Consider the following 20,403-nt stretch of genomic DNA (forward strand, 5'->3'; position numbering starts at 1 on the left):
CGCGCGAATCAAACATCCCAGCAAGGAGCAGAACAAATGACCGCGATAGTGCGTATCGATGATGAAGTCGTGAACGTGGACGAGTTCATTCGTCTTCTGAAACTGACCGGCCAGTTCGAGAGCCTGATCGAGCAGATCGTGCGCGACAAGCTTACCGTCCATGCTGCGAAAAAGCAGGGCATCACTGTCAGCGCCGATGAAATCCAGCAGCGCGCGGACCAGTTTCGCCGCGTGCGCGGGCTGCATCGCGCGGCTGACATGAATCATTATCTCGACGCGCTGCACGTGAGCCTCGACGAATTCGAGGCGTTCATTACCGACGGGCTCTATCAGGAGAAGATGCTCGACGACATCGGTAACGGCGCGGCGATCCGTGATTACTTCGCGTTGAATTCACCGAAGTTCGACGCGATCGAAGTCAGCCATATCGTGCTCGATAGCGAAGGCAAGGCGAAGGAAATGATCTCGTACCTGCGCGACGACCCCGACGCCTTCGCCGAGATGGCGCGCGAGCATTCGATTGCCGATACGCGCGAGTCGGGCGGCGTGATCGGCAAGGTGCTGCGCGGTTCGCTGAAGCCCGATATCGAGGCGAAGATCTTCAATGCGGCGGTCGGCGATCTGCTTGGTCCGTTTCCGTCGGCCGACCGTTCGTGTTTCGAGATCTTCGCGGTGACGGCCAAATATCCGGCCACGCTCGATGCCGACGTGGCGACCGAAATCCGCCGTTTGCTGCGCGAAAGCTGGCTGATCGCCCGCGCCCAGGAACACGTGATCGAAGCGCGCTAGTACCCGACTTGCGCCCGATAAAGCGAGGTTCACCGATACATGGACGCCCCCCAGACCGCGCCATCCGCGCCCTCCACCGCCGAATTTCTCGCTTCGGTGGAGATCCTGTCGCCATTCTCGCGCGACGAATTGGAGCGGCTTGCCGAATACGCGCAGGCAAAGTTCTATTCGTTCGGCGAAACGGTGTGCTCGGCTGGCGAAGTGGCCGATGGTCTCTATGTGATCCGCTCGGGCACGGTGCGCATCTTTACCGAGGAGCACGGCAAGGAAACCAGCATGGGCGTGCGCAAGTCGGGGGAGATCTTTGCCGACATTGCGATGTTGCGCTCGTACGTTCACGAAGCGTCGGTACGGTCGTCCGGCAAGACCGAAGTGCTGTTCATTCCGCGCAGCGCGATCGAACCGGTGATGGCGGCCAACGCCGCCGCGCTGGCGTTCGTCGCCAGCTACGTTGCGATCAATTCGGCCGGCGGCTTCGTCGCGCAACTGTTCGACCTGCGCGGCAAGCTGAACAAGGCGGAACTCGAAGAGTACGTGCGCAGCGTCGGCGCAAAACGGGTGGCGGCCGGCAAGGAGATTCTGAAACAGGACGGCCGCGAGGACCGGCGGCTTTATGTGGTGCGGCAAGGCCAGGTGCGCATCGTGCGGCACGAGGAAGGTCACGACTACACGCTCGCGACGCTCGGCGAAGGCGAGATCTTCGGCGAGAAGGCGTGCCTGATGCGCCAGGAACAGATGGCATCGGTGGTTGCGACCACCGACACGCGGCTGCTCGTCATCCCCGAGCGTACCGTCCATTTCATTCTCGAACGCAATCCGAAACTGCGCGAAGTACTCGACGAGCGCATCCGCTACGGCGACCGGGAATTGCAGCGCCAAAAGCGGCTCGAACAGCGGCGCAAGCTGCCGTTGATGCTCGACCTGCAGAGCAGGCCGGAACTCGGCGAGAAGATCATCCGGCGTTTCGCGCTCGTCGAGCAGGCCGAGGAAATGGATTGCGGCGCCGCGTGTCTCGCGATGATCTGCCGTCACTACGGCATTCCGATGACGCTCGGCAAACTGCGCGAACTCGCAAACGTGACGACGCAGGGTGCGACGCTCGACAGCCTCGCGCGCGCGGGCGAGTCGCTCGGCTTCACGACGCGCGGCGTGCAATGCACGTTCGATTCGCTGCGCGGCTTCGATCTGCCGTTCATCGTGCATTGGGAGGGCTACCACTATGTGATCGTGTACGGGCTGTCGAAAGAGTATGTCTGGGTGGCGGACCCGGCACTCGGTTTCAGAAAGCTGAGCGTCGAAGATTTCGAACGCGGCTGGAGCGGCACCTGCCTATTGTTTACCGGCGGATCGCAACTGTTGCAGATGTCGGCCGAGCGCTCGCCGTGGATTCGTTTTGTCGGATACCTGAAGCCTTACCGCAAGATACTCGGCTATCTGTTTCTGGCGACCTTCGTGATCCAGGTGCTCGGCGTGATTCCACCGCTGATCATTCAGAACATTCTCGACGGCGTGATCGTGCATCAGAACGTCAGTCTGCTGCATATGCTGATCGGCGGCCTCATCATCTCCAGCGTTTTTACACAGCTGATGTCGACGATACGCGCGTATCTGGCGAACTTCATGGTCCGCAACATGGATTTCGCGATGATGTCGCAGTTCTTCAAGCATACGTTGTCGCTGCCGTTCTCATTCTTCGCAAAGCGCAAGACCGGCGATATCTTCGCGCGCTTTCAGGAGAACCAGACGATCCGCGCGTTCCTGACCGAATCCACCGTGACGACCGCGCTGAATCTGCTGATGATCTTCATCTACTTCACGATCATGTTCGTGTACAACGTGAAGATGACGCTGGTGTTGATCGCATTCGTGATTCCGATCATGGGACTCACGGTGATCGCGACGCCGAAGATCAAGGGTTATGCGCGCGAGGTGTTTACGGCATCGACCGAGGCGAAGTCGTTCCTGATGGAGGCGCTCTCCGGCGTCGAGACGGTCAAGGGCATGGGCATTGAGCGGCCGGTGCGCTTGCGGTGGGAGAAGAAATACGCGAAGGCGCTCGAATTGCAGTATCGCGCGCACGCATTCAACATTCTGGTCAGCTTTGGCAGTCAATTGCTGAATGCGGCCACGACGATCGCGATTCTTTGGGTCGGCGCGAATCTGGTACTCGCGCGCGAATTGACGATCGGGCAGCTGATCGCGTTCAATGCATTCATGGGCAGCGTATTGAGTCCGCTGATGGGTCTAGTCGGCTTGTGGAGCATGCTCAACGATGCGGGTGTCGCGATGGAACGGCTCGGCGATGTGCTCGATATCGAGCCCGAACAGAAGCCCCAGGATCTGCCTTCCCGCGTCATGCTGCCGGAGCTGCAAGGCGAAATCAGCCTGCAGGGCGTGTATTTCCGTTATGGCGAAGAGGATTCCGCTTATGTGCTCGAGAACATCAGCTTCGATATCAAGCCCGGTGAACTGGTCGCGATCGTCGGGCGCAGCGGCTCGGGCAAAACCACGCTCGCGAAGCTGCTGGTCGGGTTCTATCAACCGAGCGAAGGGAAAATGACCATCGACGGTTACGACTCCGGCGTGATCGACAAGGCTTATTTCCGCGCGCAAATCGGCTACGTGATGCAGAGCAACCTGCTGTTCTCGGGCACGATAGCCGAGAACATCGCGAGCGGCGACGACGCGCCGGACCGCCGGCGCATCGAGGAGGTCGCGAAAATGGCCGACGCGCATGGCTTCATCAGCAAGATGCCGCTCGGCTACGAGCAGGTGGTCGGCGAGCGCGGCATCGGCTTGTCGGGTGGTCAGATCCAGCGGCTGTGCATTGCGCGCGCGTTGTATCACGATCCGCGTCTGCTCGTATTCGACGAGGCGACATCGGCGCTCGACTCGCAATCGGAGAGCAATATTCTCGGCAATATGCACGACATCCTGAAGGGCCGCACGGCGGTGATCATCGCGCATCGGCTCAGCACGATCATGCGCGCCGACAAGATTCTCGTGCTGTATGAAGGCGCGATCGTCGAACAGGGCCGTCACGAGGAGCTGATTCAGCGCGGCGGCATGTACTATCAGCTCGTGCAGAAACAGTTGAGTGCATCATGATGAAGATACTCGACCAGATTGAAGAGGCGAGTCCTGCGATATCGTACGCGGGACTGATCGAGCGGATCGAGATCCTGCGCTCCACGTTGCGCTGGTCGTCGCGGCTCGAACGCGCCGATATCGACAAGCTGCTCAGGCAGGCCACCTCGTTGCGCGACGAAGTGATGCAGCTTTCGCATAAGGAGCGCTTCGTGCAGGCGGCCACCGCGGGCGAGCCGCCAGACGAGCGCGGAGCAATCGCGTGGAGCGCGCCGCAAGGCGCTGCTCGAACGGAGCTTTATTTTCGAGGGCACGTTCGGCGACAATCCGCGGCTGCTCGAATCGCTCGAAATCGCGGAAAAAGCCGCGCCGACCGATTTGCCGGTGTTGATCGATGGAGAGAGCGGCACCGGAAAGGAGCTGATGGCGAAAGTGATTCACGCGAATGGCGCGCGTGCGGACAAGCCGTTCATTTCGGTGAACTGCGGCGCGATTCCGGACAATCTGCTGGAATCGGAGCTTTTCGGGCATCGCAAGGGCGCATTTACCGGCGCGTCGAACGACCGCAAGGGCAAATTCGAAAGCGCGCATACGGGCACGATCTTTCTCGACGAAATCGGCGAGTTGCCGCTCGCGGGCCAGGTCAAGCTGCTGCGCGTGCTAGAAGCGCACGAGATTCAACGCGTCGGTTCCGACGAAACGATCGCGGTCGATACGCGCATCGTCGCGGCGACCAACCGCAATCTGCGCAAGCTCAGCGAGGAAGGACGTTTTCGCGAGGATCTGTTCTACCGGCTCAGCGTGATTCATGTGACGCTGCCGCCGCTGCGCGAACGGCGCGACGAAATTCCGTTGCTGATTGCGTGGTTCGGCGACGAGGCGGCGGGCACGCTGAAACGCCGGCCGGTCAGATTGACGCCGCGCTTGCGCGACTTTCTGTTGAGCTACGCATATCCGGGCAATATCCGCGAATTGCGCAACGTGATGTATCGCATCTCATGTCTGGCTGCTGATATGGCCGACGTCGAGCACTTGCCGCTCGATATGCGACCGGCCGCACCCGGTTCAGCGGCGGCGCAGGCGGAGGACGGGCAGGCGAGCGGCGAGCAGCCGATCAGTGTCGCGAATCTGATGTCGTTGAGCGACGCGAAGCGGGCGGCCAGCGACGACGCCGAGAAAGCGTTTCTCGAACGCGGACTGCGTGAAGTCAGCGGAACGGTCGCCGAGCTGGCGCGGCGCATCGATATGAATCGCTCGCACTTGCAGATGCTGCTGAAAAAGCATGGCCTGCACTCGAAGGATTTCCGCAATCGCAATGCGCCGCCCACGAAAAACGGCACGAACGAGCGCGATGACGAAGACGACGAAGGCTGAGTGAAGGACCACTGAAGGACCACTGAAGAACCACTGAAGGCTCGCTCGAACGCGTGCCTGAAGACTATCAAGGCGCCGGATTCAGCAAGGTCTTGTCCGCCGCATTCGGGTCTTGCGCTTCGACGACCACGGCCGTGATGTTGTCGCGTCCGCCGCGCGCGAGCGCGAGGTCGACCAATTCGCAACAAGCGTTTTCGCGCTCCGCCGAGGTCAGCACGCCGGCGATCTCGTCGTCGCTCAGTTCGTTGCTCAGACCGTCGCTGCACAACAGGAACACATCGCCGTCGGCGACTTCGATCGCGTCGTCGTCGAGTTCGAGCAGATCCGTTGCGCCGACCGCGCGCGTGATCATGTGTTGCGCCGGATGATTGCGTGCCTCTTCGTCGGTGATGACGCCGAGCGAGCGCAGCTCCTCGACCTGGCTGTGATCGCGCGTCAGTTGCCGTAACTGTCCGTCGCGGTACAGGTAGATGCGGCTGTCGCCGGCCCACACGTAGCCGCAGAAGCGATCGCAGGCAAGCAGCACGACCACGGTGCTGCCGATGCGCTGCACCTGGCGGCGCGCGGCTTCATCGCGCAACTGACGGTTCGCGTATTGCAGACGCGCGCGTACATCGGCGATCAGCATTCTGAGGCCGTGCGGCGCTGCCAGTTGAGTCAACGCGTCGATCACGGTGCGGCTCGCAACGTCGCCGACCGCGTGACCGCCCATCCCATCGGCGACAGCCCAGCGTCCCGCCTCGGGCTCGTTGAGGCAGGCATCTTCGTTGATTTCGCGGACCCGTCCCGTGTCGGAACGCGCGGACGACGTCCAGCGAAATTGGCTCTCGCAGGTCACAACGGCTACACCATCTGGTTTCGGTTGCGTGCGTCTGGAGACACGGTGAGGGTCGCGTTCGCGCCGGTGTTGCGTACGTCGACCGACTGGAACTGGTTGATCATCTGGTTAGCATAGAAGTTGTTGGAGACCTCGTACAGATTGACCACCGGCCCAATGCTAGGCGTTTGCGGCACGTACGGCTGAATCCAGCCATAGATCCATGGCGCGCCGCCGCCACCGCGAATCGCCGCCATCGCTTTCCGATCGAGCGCGAGGTTCAGCGAGAGGTCGTTCAATTTGATGCAGGACATATCGTTCTCCGGTTGGCCGCGTGTGCAATGTGCGCGGCTGAATGGACCCTGCACCCGATGGTGCAAAGGCCATGCCAATCGGGGGCGGATTCGGCGCGAAGCTCGCAACGCTTTGACTGGCGTGCGTTTCGCGGCTCTACCTCGAAACGCGGCCGACGCAATCGGTCGGTTCGGGGCCAACAAGCCCGCCTTCGAACAGGTGTAGGACCCAACACATTCAGGCGGGTCCTCTTACGTTTTCCATTCACCTGAAGCAGCGCGCGACACGGCTCGCAAATGAGCGTCGGGCGCCAACAGATCAGCGCGATTTCTGTTGGTCTCGTACTGACATCTGCCTCTTCAGAAAACCGCTCGCTCGGCCGTCAAGCCCGTAAACACGGGCTTTCCGCCAACTGGCCCGGATGATGCAAAAGCTGTCGCAACAGTGTTGGAAATGCGAACGAGGCCAGCCATGAACACCCAAACGCTCGATACCCGCGACGACGAACCGCAATCCGCAGCCGCTCGTGCCACCACACCATCGACGATCGATCTGCCGATCGGCGCGCATCTGGTTACGCAACGCAATGGCTACGAACATCACGGCATCTATGTCGGCAACGGCCGCGTCGTGCACTACTCGGGCTTTGCGGGTTCCGCGCATCGCGGCCCGGTCGAGGAAGTCGAACTGGCGCGCTTCGCCGCTGGCCATTCGATGTCGGTTCGGGCAACGCCGAGCGCGATCTACGTCGGTGCCGAAGCAGTGCGCCGCGCGCGCTCCCGCCTCGGCGAAAACCGCTATCGCCTGCTGACCAACAACTGCGAACACTTCTGCGCGTGGTGCCTGCTCGGCGAAAGCCGCAGCGAACAGGTGGATTGCTGCCTGCGCCATCCGAGCACGGGCGTGCGCGCACTGCTGTGCCTCGTGAAGGCGTTTGTCGAGAGCGGGGCGAGGAACGATCACCGCGCGGCGCAACTCGCGCAATTCGCGTGAACGCAGCGCGCCGGGAACGGGGCGATTCGAGGAGAACATCATGGTTGCCGCGGAAAAGAGCTTGCACTGGGCCGTCGACAAATGGCTCGCGCCCACGCCGTCGATGCCCGCGCGGGTCGTGCGGTTCTGCCATCGCGCGTCGCAACAGCAACGCTATGTATGCGTGCAGGCGTTGAAGCCGGAAGGATTGCTGTCGATCTTCTTCTTCCGCCACGGCGACGGTTCGTGGAACGTGTTCCCGCCGCAAGCCGAGCGGCCCGCGATGAACGGGTACGGCCCTACGGCCGCGTAGCAACTCAGGCGTGACCCGCGGTGGCAGCTTCCCTGGCGAGCCACTGACTGAACAGCAACATCGCCGGCGTCATGGGCTTGCCCTTCAGGCAGGTCAGCCAGTAGCTGCCCGCCTTCACCTCGACGTCGAACGGGCGCACCAGACGCCCGGTATTGATCTCCCGTTCGAACATCAACGCAGGCGCGAGCGCGATGCCCGCGCCTTGTATCGCCGCCTCCACCATCAGCCGCGACGAATCGAACACCGGCCCGCGCACCGGCCGCGGCGCGATGCCCGCGGCCGCGAACCAGTTCATCCAGTCGTCCATGCGGTACGAGCGCAGCAGCGTTTCGTTGGCGAGATCGTCGGGCCGCGTGAGGCGCGCGGCGATCTCGGGCGTGCAGAGCAGCGCGAGCGGCGCGTCGAGCAGCTTGGTGGCGAGCGAGCCGGGCCAGGTGCCGTCGCCGAAACGGATCGCGAAATCGAGGCCTTCGGTCGCGAGATCGACGAGGTTGTTATTGGTCAGGAGCCGCAGTTCGACGAACGGATGCGCGTCGCGAAACGACTTCAGGCGCGGCATCAGCCAGCCGACCGCGAACGTGCCGACCACACCCACCGTCAGCACCTCGTGGAAATGCCCGCCGTCGAACTGCTTGAGCACCGCCTCGATACGATCGAACGCGTCGGACAGCACGGGCCGCAGCGCGAGCCCTTCGTCGGTCATCGCGAGGCCGCGCGGCAAACGCTTGAATAGCGCGGTGCCGAGCCGCTCCTCCAGCGAGCGGACCTGCTGGCTGACCGCGGCCTGGGTCACGTTCAGCTCTTGCGCGGCGCGCGTGAAGCTCAGATGCCGCGCGGACGATTCGAACGCGCGCAGCGCGTTCAGCGGGAGATACGGTCTCATGGTGCAGATACAAGATTTTCTTGTGAGTGGGCTAACTTATCACCATCAGCCCGCTTCGCCGACTCCCTGGCTGTTATTCGCCAGTCGAATTGTGCGACACTAGGGCCACATCGACGGGGGCAATCGCAGGCCCGGCGCCGCGCGAGGCGCGCGGCGGCGAGTCGGCAATCAGGGGCCGGCAATTGTGAGCAACGGTGAATGGCCGCCGCGGATTGCCTCGATGTAGGTAGTGAGAAGTTGACTGTCCAGATGGAATGCTCGACATGTCCTGCCGACGTTCGTCCAGGTAAGCCGTCGGCTCGTGCAACCTTGCATCAGTGCCCTCGATCGGAGTCCGCTATGTCCGTGTATGTGCTGGCCTTGCTCATCGGCGTCGTCGCCGGCCTTCGCGCGATGATCGCCCCCACCGCCGTCAGCTGGGCAACGCGCCTGGGATGGCTGCCGCTGCAAGGCACGCCGCTCGCGTTCCTCGGCGCCGCGGCCACGCCGTATATCTTCACTGTGCTGGCGGTCATCGAACTGATCACGGATCAATTGCCCGAAACGCCTAGCCGCAAGGTGCCGCTGCAGTTCGGCGCGCGCGTCGTGCTCGGTGCGCTGAGCGGCGCTGCGATCAGCGGCGCGCATGGGGGCCTCGCGGGCGGCGCGATCGTCGGGGTGCTCGGCGCGGTGGTCGGTGCGGTAGGCGCGGTGATCGGCACGCTCGGCGGCGCGAAAGTGCGCAGTTCGCTCGCGAGCATGTTCGGACGCGATGCGCCTGCGGCGCTGATCGAGGACGTGGTGGCGCTCGTCGCGGCCGCGTTGATCGTCGTGTCGATGCACGGCTTCTGATACGAACGCAAACACAAACGCGAACGCGGCGGCACGCTTTGCGCGTCGCCGCCGCGTTCGGTCGCTGCCTGCCGCTTATTGAACCCGGGCGATTCGCGCGGCCGTCGCGACTTGCTTGACCGGCGCGGTCGCCGCCGTCGAACCCGCCGCAACCGGCGGAATCAGCTTGCCTTGCACGAGCAGCTGAAGCGTCTTCACCACCAGAATCGCGATGATCGCGTTCGCCACCACGAATAGAACCGGCGCCGCGAATTCGATCGGACCGGTTGCGCCGCGTTCGACGAGACGCAGCGCCATCGTCGGCAATGCCGCCACGCCGAAGCTGAACGCCCAGTAGCCGGGCACGAACGCCTGTTGGCGAATCCACGGCAGCAAACGCAGCAGCATCAGCGCTTGAAACAGGCCGTAGCCGAGCAGCGCGAAGGCGAACAGATCGGGCGTGCCGCTCGTGAGGCTCAGATACGCGACACCACCGACGACCGGCGGCGCGAGCTGCACACCGAGGGTCGGGCGCAGCGCTTCGGGCAGCGGTTCATGCACGGCGGCGCGATGCATGATCATCGATTCGAGCGCGAGCCACGCCAGCACGCCGCCGCCGAAAAACAGCTCGCCCAGTTGATGGAAGCCGAATGCGGCCGAGCTCGTGGCCGCGACGAAACCCGCTCCGACCGTCGGCAGATAGATCGCCGGCGTGGTCAGTTCGGGCTTGCGGCCGCCTTGCCACAGCCGGCCATGTAGATAGACCCCGAGCCCGAGTTGCGCGACCGCCGCGATGCCGTATAGCGTCAGCGCGGTGATGTGCGCGTACGGCTGCAGCAGTTGTGCGGCGAGCAGCGTCGAGATCGGCGCGAGCGCGACGAACGACGACTGCACCGGGTGGTCCAGTTCGGCGCGCGCGTCGGCGGTCTGCGCGAACCACTTGTGCGCGTACGCGAACAGAATCACGACCCAGACAGCGAGCGCCGCGACCGTCACTACGCTGCCCGCGACGGCCGGCAAATGCCATAGGCGGATTGCCACGCGCCACAGGTTGGCAAGCGCCAACGAGCCCACCGCGATACTGAAGAAGCCAGCGGGAACCGCACCACGATTGCTGTTCATGACGACCTCCGAACGTTGCGTCGCGCTGCGGGTTGCTGTCGATGCGCGATCGATGGCGTACTGTAAAAGGCCGCGGAGAATCGCAGAACGCTGCAAACGCTCGACAAATGGCGCGAGCGTCTCAAGCTGAGCTTTTAGCGGGAAAAAGAGGCAGAGAAGGCAGGGAGGGAGCCCAGCGTCAACCGCCCATGCGCACCAGCATCGCCAGCAGCTGGTCGAACGACAGCGGCTTGCGCGCGTACGCGATGTGCGGATTGGGCTGCACCGGAATGTCCGATGCGGCACTGCACAGGATGATCGGAATATCGCGCAGCTCCGGGTCCTCGTACAGCGCCGCGCACAGCTGGAGGCCCGACATGACCGGCATCATGCAATCGGACACGATGATGCCGGGCCGGCTCGAGCGGACCAGTTCGAGCGCGACGGCGCCGTTCGACGCGGTCCGCACCGCATAGCCGTGTCGTTCCAGCAGCAGCCGCCACACCGTGAGGATGTCGAACTCGTCGTCCACCACCAGAATGGTTTTCATGGCGGCTAGGTTTTTCGCCGCGATTGCAGCGTGGCCGACAGGCCCGGCGTCGATTGGATGCCGGCGGCGCCGGGCGAGCCCTCGATCACGTCGAGTCCTTGCGACGAAATCGACAGTTCGCGCAGTGACGTGTCGTGCGCGCTTTCGCGTTGCTTGACCACCGAAATCATGCGCCGCAGTCCTCCTTCGGTCTCGGCGTAGCGCAGCAGCACGAGGTTCTCGGTCAGCGCCGACACGCGCACGGCCTTCGCGTGGCCCGGCTCGCTGTACAGCGGCAGCTCTTCGGTGACGAGCGTCGTGACGGCCGCTTCGCGCAACTGATGCAGCAGTGCATTGAGGAACAGGCCGAAGCGCTCGGTGCGCAACGCCGAATCGCGAAAGCCCTCGACGCCGTCGATCACGATGCGCGTCGCGCCGGTCTGCCTGACGGTGGCGAGCGCTTTCGCCGCGATTTCGTCGATGGCGAGTTCGATCGCCGGCTGCCAAAGCACGATCAGACGGCCGTCCTGCCACGCATCGGCAAGCGGGATCGACACCGCTTCGGCTTTGCCGATCAGGCGCTGCGGACCCTCGTAGAAGCCGAGATACACGCAGCGTTCGCTGCGCGCGAGGCCGGCCGCCAGGAACTGCAGGCACAGCAGCGTCTTGCCGACGCCCGACGGGCCGATCAGCGTGGTCGTCGAGCCTTGCGCGAAGCCGCCGCCGAGCAGATTGTCCAGGTGCGGCAAGCCGAAGCCGAGCCTTGCTTTCAGATCGACGGGGCCCGGTAGCGGCGCGCACTGCGCCTCGAGGCGCGGGAACATCAGCAGCCCGCTGCCGGCGATGCGGAAGAAGTGCTTGCCCATCCGATGATCGCGCGCACGCATCTTGTGCACTTCGATCTCGCGCGCGCGGCGCATGCCGTCGTGATAGCGGTTCAGCTCGATCAGGCCATCCACCAGCGTGTGCTCAGGATGCGGCTCGTTGCCCGACAGCGGCGCGAGCAGCAGCGTCGTGCAGTCCATCGCGGCGACCAGCGCGTTCAGCTCGTGGATGAACTTCGACAGCGACAGCTCGGTTTCGCTGAATTCGCGCGCGCTGCGAAAGCCGTCGACGATCATCAGGCTCGGCCGGTAGTCGTAGATGCTCGACGCGATCAGCTTGAGGAAACCGTCGAGGCCGTCCTGCATCAGCTCGTGATAGCCGGACACGAACAGCATCTGCTGCGCGACCGCGGTTTCGTCGAAGAAGCTCAGGCCTTTCAGGTGACCGAGCAGCTTGTCGTGCGATTCGGCGATCAGCGTCATGTACAGCACTTTTTCGCCTTGCCGTACCCGATGAAAGCCGATCTGGCTGGACAGGATCGTCTTGCCGGCGCCAGCCATGCCCTCCAGCAGATAGACGCCGCCGCTCACCAGACCGCCGCCGAGGATTTCGTCGAAACCGGGCACGCCCGTTTCGACATTGCGTCGGGCCGCGTCAGGTCGCGCCGCGTCAGGCCGGGCCGCGTCAGACAGGCGGGAGGTGTTCGATGCTTCCGTAGTCATGGTTGATGTGTCTTTCAAAGTGCAAGCGACGGCCTGGTCGTGACCGTCCCCTGGTTAACCCCGTCGTGGCAGCAATCCCCGTTCCCGCTCCCGGTTAGCGATGTCGCACGGCGCGGGAGCCCGTTGCACGCGACATGACGGAGAGCGCGTATACAATTCGGCAGCGCCTGATCCCCGCGGGCTTTCACCCGCCTATTTGCCAACCAGTCCAACTCATGCCGAATTCGACCCGGGCCTTTCTTCTCGGTCCGCTCCTGAAAGGCGTTTCACGCTCCTTCTATCTGACGCTGCGCGTGCTGCCCATCGGCATGCGCGATCCGATCGGCCTTGCATATTTGCTCGCGCGCGCCGCCGATACCATCGCCGACACCTCGCTGATCGCGCCGGGCCAACGCCTCGAATTGCTGCTTGCGTTGCGCAATCAGGTCAATGGCGTGGCCGTCGATAGTGCGCCGTTCCAGCGCATCGCCGCCGAAGTCGCGGGTCAGCAGACGCAGTCGGATGAAAAGCTGCTGCTCGAATCGTTGAACCCCGCGCTCGACGTGCTCGCGCAACTGAGCGAGTCCGACCGCCACGCGGTGCGCGCGATCGTCACGACGCTGACCGAAGGCATGGAATTCGATTTGCGCACGTTCCCCGACGAACGCTCCGGCCAGATCGCGGCGCTGCGCGAATACGGCGAACTCGATCGCTATACGTATCTGGTCGCGGGCTGCGTCGGCGAGTTCTGGACCACGATGACTTACGCGCACATGCCGGGCACGCTGAAGGAGCAGCCCGACACGATGAAGCAGCGCGGCGTGCGTTTCGGCAAGGCATTGCAGATGACCAACGTGCTGCGCGATTGCGGAAAAGACTTGCGCATCGGCCGCTGCTATCTGCCGCAGAGCATGCTCGAGCGCCACGCTCTAAGCGCGCGCGATCTGCTGCAACCGGCCAATTCGATGCACGCGCGGCCGCTGCTCGTCGAACTACTGCGCAAGACGCTCGATCATTTCCGCGCGGCGCTCGACTATACGCTCGCGATTCCGGCGAGCGCGGTGCGCTTGCGGCTCGCCTGCCTGTGGCCGATCCTGATCGGCCTCGACACTTTGCTGCTGCTCGCGGATAACGATGCGTGGCTCGATCCGGCGAAAGTGTCGAAGGTGACGCGCGGTGACGTCTATCGGATCATCGCGTCGTCGCTGCTGCTGGTGCCATCGAATGCCTTGGTGCGCAATGCGATCGTTAGCCGCATCGCGCGGATCGAGGCTCGGCTGTAGGCATAGACGATTTATTCTGGATCATTGAAAGGTCAACAATCGGGAAAGCCCTAGGCCACTGCATTCGCGCTTCGCGTTAGTCTTTTCGAAAAGGAGACGAACCATGCGACAAGCGTTCAATATTGCGTTGGTGCTTTTGCTTGGCTATTTGATGGCGGATCGGGCGTTGATGCGTGCGCAGGCGGGCGAGGTCGGCACGATTACGTGTCACCAGGGCTCGGCGCTCGTTAAATCGGACGCGTTGAAAAAGGGCTTTGGTGACGCTGGCGCGAGCGCGCAGAGCGAGAGCTTCCTGTCGAGTTGCCTCGTGACCGGGCGTGGCCAGGTCGGCGATCTGATCGCGCGCGAGTGAGCGCCGGCAGCTGAGGATTCGTCACGGCGCACGCATAGCGCCGCGAAAAAGCGCCCAGACCGTGAAGGCCCGGGCGAAGTCATCGGGAGCCCGATGACGGAGGTAACACATATGACTTGGCCCGCGCTCGGAGCTACCCGAGCAGCGGGCCAGTTCATTTGAATCGGGGTGCGCGTCGCAAGGACGCGCCATCGCTTACTGACCGAAGTAGACCGACTTCGGGCCACTCATCGGAGCCGCACGGCTCGTTTGGGTCGTACCGCTCACCACACCACCGAAGCCGGTAGCGGCTTGGCCGCCGCCGTTTTGCGCGTCGACGCGGGCTTGCGCAGCCTGGATGTCAGCCGGGTAGTGCGGGTCGGCGTGACCAGGTTGATAGCCGGCCTTTTCCAGTTGGACCAGCTCGGCGCGCACTTGAGCGCGGGTCACGGGCTGGTTGGCTTGTGCGAAAGCAGCGGCCGGAGCGGCGACAGCGACGGCGATGACAACAGCTTGAATCAGCGATTTCATGATACTTACCTCCAGTTCAGGATTTTTGTCTTGCTGCGAACGTGCTTGTTCGTAGTCAGTGATTGCATTGTAATTTGGTGAACTTGGCAGAGTAAGTCGTGATGCGGCTAATGTTTGTTGCGGATCTTGATATAAAAGCGCGGAACTTTCAGGGTTAACGCGTAGACGTTCTTTGCGCGGCCGGCAATGCGGAGTGCTACTTCTCCGAGACCGGACTGACGGCCGAGGGTGTTGCCGTTGCCGGTGCCGACGCGTCGTTTCGCGCGATGCCCGGCGTCGCGGCATGCACCGATTGCCGCAAGCGCGTGAACGCCTGGCTCGTGCGCGCATCACGCTGGTCGCGTGCGTCGTAGAAGTCCTTGCTGAGCCACTGGCCGAGACTCGTCATCAGCGAGCCCAATGCGCTCTTGAAGCGCACCCACGCATTGCCGGTGCGCGCCAGTTGTGCGGCCCCCTCGACCGCCTCCGCGGCGAGCCGGTCCAGTTCCGCGTGCAGAAAGTCGGCGAAGTGATGCAGGCCTTGCTGATTGCCATTCGACGATTTGCGCTCCAGTTCGACGTGCTCGGCAATCAGTGATTGATTGGGCACGCGAATGAACGGCGGCGTATCCGCGCGCGCGACGCCGTCACGGCGAATCGCCACGCCGAGGTTCGCGGATGCCGCGGTGCGCTCGCCGAGCGGTGGCATTTGCCACTTGTCGCACAGGTATTTCAACAGGCTGCAATGATCGAATCGTTCGTTGCATACGCCGGCTTCGCACCACGGTGACACGAGGATCGCGGGAACGCGCACGCCGAGTCGTTTGAAATCGAAGCTCGTGGTGTGGCCGTCGGGTGCGACTGCGTCGGCCGGCGGCGATACGTGGTCGTAGAAGCCGCCGTGTTCATCGTAGAGGACCACCAGTAACGTGCGCTCCCACAGCGCCTGATTCGAGCGCAGCGCATTGTAGGTGTCCGCGATCAGCTTCTCCGCCTTCATGATGTTGTGCGGCGGATGATCGTCGTTCTGCGCTTCGCCGAAGTACTTCGGCTCGATCAGCACGAATTGCGGGAATTGGCTGGCGGGTCCCGCTGCGTCCTCGAAGAACTTGTCGAAAGAGCGGTAATTCGCGAGGTTTTCCGCGCGTCGCTGGTTCTTCAGCAGCAGTGACGCGGGGAAGTCATAGAAATAGACGCTCCATGTTTTGCGCGCGGCGTTCAAGCGATCGAAAATCGTGTCCTGATCCTGCTCGGTGTACCAGCGTGGATTGAGTCCGGCAAGCCCCGAAGGCATGTCGATCTCGCCTTTCGACGTACCCGTCAGTGCGAAAAAGCGGTTCGGCCACGTCGGCCCCGGCAATGAAGAGAACCACCGGTCACACACGGTGAATTGCGAACCGAGCGTATGCAGCGCGGGCAGAAAGCCGAGCGGGTAATAGCCCATCACGTCTTGCCGCGCGACGAGGCTGCTCTTCGGGTAGTCGTTGACGAACGAACGCACGAAGCCGCTGTTGTCGGCGGCGATCTGATCCATCACAGCCTTGTGCTCGTGATTCGGATCGTGCTTCATCTGCCGCTCGCGCGTCGCACGCGGATAGAAGGTATTGCCTTGACCGTCGGCGTTCGATTTGCCGGCCGCGTTGCGCACCCCGTCCAGTTTGTCGTGCACGGCGTCGAGGCAGCCGAGCATCTGGTCGAACGAGTGATTCTCCATCAGCAGCAGCACGACGTGTTCGATCGGATCGTTCTGCGCGTTCGGCTTGACCTCACTCATCTTGATCGCTCCACTCGGGACGGGATGGATTTCGCGGTTGCCAACTTAGCGCAAAACGCGTGCTGGCGAAAGAGCTCTGCTTTGAAACGGACCTGCACGCGACGCTCGGCGTATCTCGTCGCGTGCATGATTCGCTCAACCTGGCATGGATTCAACTGCCGCCAGAGAAGATCGGACCTTGCCCGCCCGGCGCGAACGACGGGAAGGGGTCGCCGGACGGCGCGACCGCCGCCGGTGCATGCGCTCCCGGCTGCGACGCCGGTTCGCGCAACGTCAACGCGCTATCGGCCGTGATCGGTACACTCGGCTTCGCGAGCAGCTCGGTCTTGCGCATCGAGCCGACCGACGTGCCGAAGTAATAGCCGATGATGCTGATCCACGCGGTTCCCAACGCGCCGACGATCACGTTGACGAGATCCTTGTTGGTGCCCGGCAGAGGCTGAAACGCCATCAGCAGCAGAATGCCGAAGAAGCCGGTGGTGACGGCCATCGCGAGCACCTTCGGGACCCAGTCGCGATTGGCGACACCCATCGCGCGTGCATTCGCGGTATGGCTCGTGGCGATGCGGGCCATGTCGGCGTCGTGCGCGAGGCTCGACTGCGCGGCCGTCACCATCAACTGCTGCAGTTGCAGCGAGTTGGCGCTCTCGGCCTGGCGAAGTTTTTCGAGTGCGCCGGGGTCGTTCAACGCGGGTTCCACGAAGGCCGGGTCGCTCGGCGTGCCGAGCGCGTGCGAGATGATCGCGGCGGCGGCGGTCACGCCGAGGCCGACCGGACCACCCACGAGCCCGGCGAGAAGCGGGGCGGTGCTGCTGATGTTCGTCGCTACTTTAGACCAGTCCATCATGCTGCTCCCAGGAGAAGATTGGCTGCCATCCGTTCGGTCCAGCCGCGGCTGAAACTCGGCCACGAATGCAGATTGCGCAGGTACCGCAGACGATACGCGGCGAAGCGCATCACGAACTTCATCGGGTCGGCGTTCTTGACCGCATCGAGCGTGTCGGGGCCAAACTTGCCGTCTTCTTTCGCGCCGGACGCTTTCTGCATCCACAGCACGACGAGGCCGCCGTTGTAGTTCGCATCGAAAATCTGAAAGGCCACGCGCGGATCGAGTTCGTCGAGATGCAACGGGTCCCAGTACCTGCGCTTGGCGATCTGATGGGCGGTTTCGAGCGGCAGGTCTTTCATCGCGCCGTTATAGCCCTCGCTGCGCGCGACGCGCGCCGTCACACCCCACATCGTTTCGCCGCCCGGATCGGCCGGATTGAAGCTGTACCCGCCTTCGTTTCCGATCAAGGCTTTGAATGCATCTTCGAAACTGTCCATCGAACTGTCTCCTGTTCGGCTGTGTTGCCAACTCAAATGGCGATGCGCGCGGCTCAGGCCGCTCGCATCGCCTGTCCTACGGCGTCGCGTACCGTGTCGAGCGAGGCCCGCAGCGGATACGACGTCATCGGATTCGAAACGGGCTTGCCGCGCGGGTCAGGCCTCGATGTCCGGGTGTCGGCCTCGTCGGGCGATGCGTCCGTCGAGAGCGCCAGCTCGCGTTCGCGCGCCGACAGCGTGGCGGCGTCGAGCTGCAATGCCTGTGCGTACTTGCGCGCGGCCTCGCGCAGAGCGCCCTTGTGTTCCAGCGCGCGGCCCCATTCCGCATAGGACGGCGCGAGATCGGGCCGCAACGCGACGGCGCGCGAGAGCTTTTCGATTGCTTCGTCGTAGTGGCCGGTCTTGACGAGCGCCTCGGCCCAGTCGTGCAGCGTGTCGACGGATTCCGGGTTCATCTCGGCGGCCCGTCTGAATGCGTCGAGCGCTTCGCGGTCGTGCCGGCTCGTATGCAACAGCACATCGCCGAGCAGCCGCAGGTTTTCAGCGGTGCGCGACGTTTCGTTCGCGCCGGTCCGCAGTTCCTCGAGCGCATCGTCGATGCGGTTCTGCTGTTCGAGCGCGATGCCGAGACTCGCGCGCAGCACGGCCGAGTCCTTGTACTGGGTCAATGCTTCGCGGATCTGCTGCTCGGCTTCTTTCGAGCGCTGCTGACTGTCGAGCAACCACGCCTTGCCCGCGACCGCCCATTGGGCCTGTTCGGACGAGGGCAGCGCGAGGACTTCGTCGTAGATCCCGACGATCTCGCGATAGTCGCATTGCGCGAGCGAACATTTGGTCTTCTGCACCTGGGTGAACAGATGACTGGCGAGGATGTTGGGTTCGGCGAGGCGCATCGCCGTGGTTGCGATGTCGTGCACGAACTTTTCGAGGTCGCGCCCTTCGAACGGCACCGCGCTTTCGCGGCCGTTGAACGGGCCGTGTTCTATCTGCACATGCGCGACATACGAATCCGCGCTGTTGTTCGTCTTCGTGATGCCGACGTGCACGGCGACATCTTCGCGCTGGAGCAGGCCTTTGATGAAGCGCACCGTCGTCGCATACGACATCTCCTGACCCGGAATCTGGATGTCCTGCTGCGCGTCGTTGCTGGTCATCGTGTCGTGCGGAATCGATTCGGCGTCTCGCCCGATCTCCTTCATCGCCGACATGATCCGCTCGGCGACAAAGTTCGACGTGTAGCCGCGCTCGGTCAACGCTTGCGGCGTCTCCACCGGCGGCACCAGCAATTGACGCGTGAGCACGCCGCGCGCGACGAGGCAGATCGAACCGATCGTCAGCAAGATGACCAGCCACGGCAACACATATGGCCAGAGCCGCTTCGGCCCGCGGCCGATCACACTGGCGGCATGCAAGCCGAACAGCACGAATTCGCTGGAATGACGACGATGGCGGCGATTCGCGGCGTTGGCGCGTATGACCGCACCGCTGAACCCGTTCATCGACCGACGTTGAACCTGTGCACTCGACATGACCCACCTCGCTTCGATCGGCGACCGATGTTGGCGACCGCCCGACTTGCGCGGTGGGGATGCATCGAACGTGCCATGCCGCACGGAACGGGCTAGCAGGCCGCTGTTGGCTTGCGGTGAGAGGATTGAAAGCAAGAAGTGTTGCGGGCCGGCCAACGTATCGGGAAAAACAGTTTGCCGGCGCAAGACAGGATGCGGGCTGGCAAATAAAAATGCCGCTCAGTCGGGAAGACTGAGCGGCATCGGTGAAGCGAACTACCGTTAGAGGACTTGCGCTGCGGCGGCTTAAACCGAACTCGGCCGCCACTTCAACAATCGATGCTCCACCGCGGTCAACAGGTAGTCGGCGGCAAGCGCGACCACCGCCAGCACGATCATCGCCGCGAACACGCCGCTTGCATTGAACGCGCCCTGCGCGGTAGAGATCAGCAAACCGATACCCTGCTTCGAGCCGAGAAATTCGCCGACCACCGCGCCGACCAGTGCGAAGCCGAAGCTCACGTGCAGGCTCGCGAGAATCCAGCTCAGCGCCGACGGAATTACGACCGAGGTCGTCACCTGGCGGCGCGACGCGCCGAGGATCTGCGCATTCGCGATCATGTAGCGGTCCGCTTCGCGCACGCCCTGGAACGCGTTGGCGAACACCACGAAGAACACCATCACGACCGCGAGCGCGACTTTCGATGCCATGCCGAGCCCGAGCGCGATCACGAACACCGAGCCGAGCACGACGCGCGGAATCGAGTTGGCGATCTTGATGTAGAGGCTGAACACGTCGGAGAGCAGCTTGTTGCGGCCGAGCACGATGCCGCAGACGATGCCCGCGACCGAACCGATGATGAAGCCGAGGCCTGTCTCTTCGAGCGTGACCCACACCTGCGTGAGTAGCGGACCTTGCGACGTGCCGTTCACGAACCAGTCGACGATCTGTTCGAAGATCGCGCTCGGCATCGAGAAGAAGAACGGGTCGATCCACTTCAGGCGCGCGGACAGTTCCCAGCCGCCGAGCACGACCACCAGCACCAGAATGCGCAGCGAAATCACCAGAACCTGGCGCTGGCGGATCTTCTTCTGCGCGATACGCTCGACGTGAGCGAGCGACGCGGCGTCGATGCCCGAGGGCATCATCTGTTGAGAGGGTGTAGACATGTTTGC

The 20,403-nt window shown here is 63.2% G+C and carries 19 protein-coding genes and 1 pseudogene; 8 read left to right on the forward strand and 12 right to left on the reverse strand.

All coding sequences use genetic code 11. The features are described from left to right. The first annotated feature begins 36 nt into the window (after positions 1-36). The 3 genes and pseudogenes from QFZ91_RS39615 (at position 37) to QFZ91_RS39625 (ending at position 5,250) form a co-directional block, all read left to right on the forward strand. The gene (locus QFZ91_RS39615; RefSeq protein ID WP_429570625.1) at positions 37-789 is read left to right on the forward strand and encodes a peptidylprolyl isomerase; all 753 of its coding nucleotides are present in this window, start codon (positions 37-39) and stop codon (positions 787-789) included. A gap of 39 nt (positions 790-828) precedes the next feature. Continuing rightward, complete coding sequence (locus QFZ91_RS39620; protein ID WP_429501169.1) at positions 829-3,897, forward strand: peptidase domain-containing ABC transporter; 3,069 nt, start codon at positions 829-831, stop codon at positions 3,895-3,897. After that, positions 3,894-5,250 (forward strand): annotated as a pseudogene (locus QFZ91_RS39625) (sigma-54 interaction domain-containing protein). Before QFZ91_RS39620 ends, QFZ91_RS39625 begins: the two are co-directional and overlap by 4 nt. Positions 5,251-5,317: 67 nt before the next feature. Here the strand turns inward: QFZ91_RS39625 and QFZ91_RS39630 are convergent. Continuing rightward, complete coding sequence (locus QFZ91_RS39630) at positions 5,318-6,088, reverse strand: PP2C family protein-serine/threonine phosphatase (RefSeq protein ID WP_176125856.1); 771 nt, start codon at positions 6,086-6,088, stop codon at positions 5,318-5,320. Between the two features lie 5 nt (positions 6,089-6,093). Then, positions 6,094-6,381, reverse strand: coding sequence for a hypothetical protein (locus QFZ91_RS39635; protein ID WP_176106799.1), 288 nt, complete (start codon positions 6,379-6,381; stop codon positions 6,094-6,096). 451 nt (positions 6,382-6,832) lie between these two features. Here QFZ91_RS39635 and QFZ91_RS39640 point away from each other — a divergent pair, with 451 nt between their 5' ends. Both QFZ91_RS39640 and QFZ91_RS39645 read left to right on the forward strand, forming a co-directional pair. Then, complete coding sequence (locus QFZ91_RS39640; RefSeq protein WP_429570626.1) at positions 6,833-7,354, forward strand: lecithin retinol acyltransferase family protein; 522 nt, start codon at positions 6,833-6,835, stop codon at positions 7,352-7,354. A 40-nt stretch (positions 7,355-7,394) separates the two neighbouring features. Further along, entirely contained in the window at positions 7,395-7,646 is a 252-nt protein-coding gene (locus tag QFZ91_RS39645; RefSeq protein WP_429570627.1) for a hypothetical protein, read from the forward strand. Positions 7,647-7,650: 4 nt separating this feature from the next. Here QFZ91_RS39645 and QFZ91_RS39650 read toward each other — a convergent pair whose 3' ends face one another. Further along, positions 7,651-8,529 carry a LysR family transcriptional regulator gene (locus QFZ91_RS39650; protein ID WP_429570628.1) on the reverse strand — a complete coding sequence of 293 codons (879 nt, stop codon included), beginning with the start codon at positions 8,527-8,529 and terminating at the stop codon, positions 7,651-7,653. 339 nt (positions 8,530-8,868) lie between these two features. Here QFZ91_RS39650 and QFZ91_RS39655 point away from each other — a divergent pair, with 339 nt between their 5' ends. Continuing rightward, positions 8,869-9,360 carry a DUF4126 domain-containing protein gene (locus QFZ91_RS39655; protein WP_429570629.1) on the forward strand — a complete coding sequence of 164 codons (492 nt, stop codon included), beginning with the start codon at positions 8,869-8,871 and terminating at the stop codon, positions 9,358-9,360. A 75-nt stretch (positions 9,361-9,435) separates the two neighbouring features. Here QFZ91_RS39655 and tehA read toward each other — a convergent pair whose 3' ends face one another. The 3 genes from tehA to QFZ91_RS39670 form a co-directional block, all read right to left on the reverse strand. Further along, positions 9,436-10,461 (reverse strand): dicarboxylate transporter/tellurite-resistance protein TehA, encoded by a 1,026-nt coding sequence (tehA, locus tag QFZ91_RS39660; protein ID WP_429570630.1) that lies wholly within the window; start codon positions 10,459-10,461, stop codon positions 9,436-9,438. Between the two features lie 178 nt (positions 10,462-10,639). Then, on the reverse strand, positions 10,640-10,990 hold the full coding sequence (locus QFZ91_RS39665; protein WP_176106793.1) for a response regulator: 351 nt from the start codon (positions 10,988-10,990) through the stop codon (positions 10,640-10,642). 5 nt (positions 10,991-10,995) lie between these two features. Next, a complete protein-coding gene (locus tag QFZ91_RS39670; protein ID WP_429570631.1) occupies positions 10,996-12,516 on the reverse strand; it encodes an RAD55 family ATPase in 1,521 nt (506 codons plus the stop codon). A gap of 215 nt (positions 12,517-12,731) precedes the next feature. Here QFZ91_RS39670 and QFZ91_RS39675 point away from each other — a divergent pair, with 215 nt between their 5' ends. Both QFZ91_RS39675 and QFZ91_RS39680 read left to right on the forward strand, forming a co-directional pair. Then, positions 12,732-13,778 (forward strand): phytoene/squalene synthase family protein, encoded by a 1,047-nt coding sequence (locus tag QFZ91_RS39675; protein WP_429570632.1) that lies wholly within the window; start codon positions 12,732-12,734, stop codon positions 13,776-13,778. Positions 13,779-13,881: 103 nt separating this feature from the next. Continuing rightward, positions 13,882-14,130, forward strand: a complete 249-nt coding sequence (locus tag QFZ91_RS39680; protein ID WP_429570633.1) for a hypothetical protein — start codon at positions 13,882-13,884, stop codon at positions 14,128-14,130. Between the two features lie 195 nt (positions 14,131-14,325). Here the strand turns inward: QFZ91_RS39680 and QFZ91_RS39685 are convergent, their stop codons facing one another. The 6 genes from QFZ91_RS39685 to QFZ91_RS39710 form a co-directional block, all read right to left on the reverse strand. After that, the gene (locus tag QFZ91_RS39685; RefSeq protein ID WP_429570634.1) at positions 14,326-14,640 is read right to left on the reverse strand and encodes a DUF4148 domain-containing protein; all 315 of its coding nucleotides are present in this window, start codon (positions 14,638-14,640) and stop codon (positions 14,326-14,328) included. 196 nt (positions 14,641-14,836) lie between these two features. Next, positions 14,837-16,393 carry an alkaline phosphatase family protein gene (locus QFZ91_RS39690; protein WP_429570635.1) on the reverse strand — a complete coding sequence of 519 codons (1,557 nt, stop codon included), beginning with the start codon at positions 16,391-16,393 and terminating at the stop codon, positions 14,837-14,839. Between the two features lie 151 nt (positions 16,394-16,544). Then, complete coding sequence (locus QFZ91_RS39695) at positions 16,545-17,237, reverse strand: hypothetical protein (RefSeq protein ID WP_429570966.1); 693 nt, start codon at positions 17,235-17,237, stop codon at positions 16,545-16,547. Beyond that, positions 17,237-17,719, reverse strand: coding sequence for a glycoside hydrolase family 108 protein (locus QFZ91_RS39700; RefSeq protein WP_013092495.1), 483 nt, complete (start codon positions 17,717-17,719; stop codon positions 17,237-17,239). Before QFZ91_RS39700 ends, QFZ91_RS39695 begins: the two co-directional genes overlap by 1 nt. Before the next feature lie 53 nt (positions 17,720-17,772). Then, positions 17,773-19,248, reverse strand: a complete 1,476-nt coding sequence (locus QFZ91_RS39705) for a tetratricopeptide repeat protein (RefSeq protein WP_429570636.1) — start codon at positions 19,246-19,248, stop codon at positions 17,773-17,775. A gap of 285 nt (positions 19,249-19,533) precedes the next feature. Then, positions 19,534-20,397: an ABC transporter permease gene (locus QFZ91_RS39710; protein ID WP_176106784.1), complete on the reverse strand. Its 864-nt coding sequence runs from the start codon at positions 20,395-20,397 to the stop codon at positions 19,534-19,536. Positions 20,398-20,403 lie beyond the last annotated feature (6 nt).

Source organism: Paraburkholderia sp. JPY419 (assembly GCF_050435705.1).
Classification (GTDB): domain Bacteria; phylum Pseudomonadota; class Gammaproteobacteria; order Burkholderiales; family Burkholderiaceae; genus Paraburkholderia; species Paraburkholderia youngii.